Source organism: Ramlibacter sp. PS3R-8 (assembly GCF_037572435.1).
GTDB lineage: Bacteria > Pseudomonadota > Gammaproteobacteria > Burkholderiales > Burkholderiaceae_C > Ramlibacter.
Window position 1 is genome coordinate 1 of the sequence record NZ_JBBHGT010000012.1, and the last position, 3,045, is coordinate 3,045.

Below are 3,045 nucleotides of genomic sequence, written 5' to 3' on the forward strand. Positions count from 1 at the left end.
GTGCCGCCGTTGCCGTCGCTGATGGTGTAGTCGTAGCTGGCCGTGCCCGTGAAGTTCGGGTTCGGGGTGAAGGTGATGTTGCCACCCACCAGGCTCACCGTCCCGCCGACAGGGTTGGCGACACCGGTGACCGACAGCGTGTCACCGGCATCCGGGTCCGTGTCGTTGGCCAGCAGCGACGCGATGGTCATCACGACCGGGGTGTCCTCGGCCGTGCTGAAGCCATCGGCCACAGCGGTCGGCGCGTCGTTGGCCGCCGTGACGTTCACCGTCACCGTGGCGGTGTCGGTGCCGCCGTTGCCATCGCTGACCGTGTACTCGAAGGTCGCGGCACCCGTGAAGTTCGGGTCGGGCGTGAAGACCGCGTTGCCACCCACCATGACGACCGTGCCGCCCACCGGGTTGCCCACGGCTGTCACGGTGAGCGTGTCGCCGTCCGGGTCGGTGTCGTTGCCGGCCAGGCTCGCCAGCGAGATGGACACCGGGGTGTCTTCGGTCGTGGTCGCCGTGTCGTTGTTGGCCGTCGGTGCGTCCTGCACCGGCGTCACGTTGACCGTGACCGTGGCGGTGCTGGTCCCGCCGTTGCCGTCGCTGATCGTGTACTGGTAGCTGGCCGTGCCCGTGAAGTTCGGGTTCGGCGTGAAGGTGACGTTGCCGCCGACCAGGGCGACGGTGCCGCCCACCGGGTTGGCCACGGCGGTGACCGTCAGCGTATCGCCGGTGTCCGGGTCGGTGTCGTTGGCCAGCAGGCTGGCCGTGGTCATCACCACTGGCGTGTCTTCGGCGGTGCTGAAGGCATCGGCATTGGCCGTCGGCGCATCCTGCGCTGCAGTCACGTTCACCGTGACGGTCGCCGTGTCGGTGCCGCCGTTGCCGTCGGAGACCGTGTACTCGAAGGTGGCTGCGCCGGTGAAGTTCGGGTTCGGCGTGAAGACCGCGTTGCCTCCGACGATGCTCACCGTGCCGCCGACCGGGTTGCCCACGGCCGTCACCGTCAGCGTGTCGCCGTCCGGGTCCGTGTCGTTGCCGGCCAGCGTGGCCAACGGGATGCTGACCGGGGTGTCTTCGGTCGTCGCCGCCGTGTCGTTGTTGGCGGTCGGCGCATCCTGCAGCGGCGTCACGTTGATCGTGACCGTGGCGGTCGATGTGCCTCCATTGCCGTCGCTGATCGCGTATTCGTAAGACGCGGTGCCCGTGAAATTCGGGTTCGGGGTGAAGGTGACATTGCCGCCCACCAGGCTGACGGTGCCGCCGACGGGGTTGGACACGCCGGTGACCGTCAAGGTGTCGCCGATGTCCGGGTCGGTGTCATTGGCCAACAACGAAGCCACCGTCATCGTGACCGGCGTGTCTTCGGCCGTGGCAAAGGCATTTGCGTTCGCCGTCGGCGCATCCTGCACCGGCGTGACGTTCACCGTGACGGTGGCAGTGTCGGTGCCGCCCTGGCCGTCCGACAGCGTGTACTCGAACGTGGCCGCGCCCGTGAAGTTCGGAGCGGGCGTGAAGACGATGTTGCCGGCGACGATGGCCACCGTGCCGCCTACCGGATTGCCGACTGCAGCGATGGCCAGCACGTCGCCCGTGTCCGGGTCCGTATCGTTGCCCAGCAGCGTGGCGGGCGCGATGGTGACCGGCGTGTCCTCGTTGGTGCTGACCGCGTCGTTCACGGCCGACGGGGCGTCCTGCACAGGAGTGACGTTGACGTTGACGATCGCCGTGTCGGTGTTGCCGTCGCCGTCGGTCAAGGTGTAGGTGAAGCTGGCGGCGCCCGTGAAGTTCGCAGCCGGGGTGAACACCACGTTGCCGCCCACCAGGCTGACGGTGCCGCCTGTGGGGTTGCTCACGCCCGTGACGGTCAGCGTGTCGCCGGCGTCGGGATCGGTGTCGTTGGCCAGCAGCGTCGCCACCGGGATGCTGATCGGCGTTTCCTCCGCCGTGCTGGCCAGGTCGTTGGCGGCGCTCGGGGCATCGTCCTGCGGCGTGACGTTGACGCTGACCGTGGCCGTGGAAGTGCCGCCCTGGCCGTCGCTGATGGTGTATTCGAAGGTGGCCGGCCCGGTGAAGTCGGGATCGGGCGTGAAGGTGACATTGCCAGCCACCAGGGTGACCGTCCCACCCGACGGGTTGCCCACGCCGGTCACGGTCAGGGTATCGCCGCTGTCCGGGTCGGTGTCGTTGGCCAGCAGGCTGGCCACCGTCATGGTGACCGGCGTGTCTTCTGCCGTGGTGACAGTGTCGGCGACGGCCGTGGGCGCATCCTGCACCGGCGTCACGTTCACCGTGACGGTGCCCGTGTCCGTCCCGCCCTGCCCGTCGCTGACCGTGTATTCGAAAGTCGCAGCTCCGGTGAAATTCGCAGCCGGAGTGAACACGACGTTGCCGCCGACGATGGCCACGCTGCCGCCCACGGCGTTGCCCACCGCCGTGATGCTGAGCACATTGCCGGCGTCGGCGTCCGTGTCGTTGCCCAGCAGGGTCGCCGGGGCGATCGTCAGCGGCGTGTCTTCGGTGGTGCCGACCACGTCGTTGGCCGCGCTGGGCGGCTCCTGGACGGGGAGCACGTTCACGGAGACGGTGGTCGTCGAGATGCCGCCGTTGCCATCGCTGATCGTGTAGTCGAACGTGGCCGTGCCGGTGAAGTCGGCAGCCGGGGTGAAGGTCACGTTCCCGCCGACCAGGGCGACGGTGCCCCCGACAGGGTTGCCGACGCCGGTAACGGTCAACGTGTCGCCGGCGTCGGGATCGGTGTCGTTCGCGACCAGGCTGGCCGTGGTGATCGAGACCGGCGTGTCTTCCACGGTGCTGAAGGCGTCGGCATTCGCGGTCGGAGGATCCTGCGCTGCGGTGACATTGACCGTCACCGTGGCGATGTCCGTGTTGCCCTGGCCGTCGCTGACGGTGTATTCGAAAGTCGCGGCGCCCGTGAAGTCGGGGTCCGGCGTGAACACCACGTTGCCGCCGACGATGGCCGCCGTGCCGCCCACGGCATTGCCGACGGCCGAGACCGTCAACGTGTCGCCGGTGTCCGGGTCGGTGTCGTTGCCG

The 3,045-nt window shown here is 68.7% G+C and carries 1 protein-coding gene; it reads right to left on the reverse strand.

The features are described 5' to 3' along the window. The coding region (locus tag WG902_RS22445; RefSeq protein WP_340062447.1) for an Ig-like domain-containing protein at positions 1–3,045 on the reverse strand (3,045 nt) is incomplete at both ends.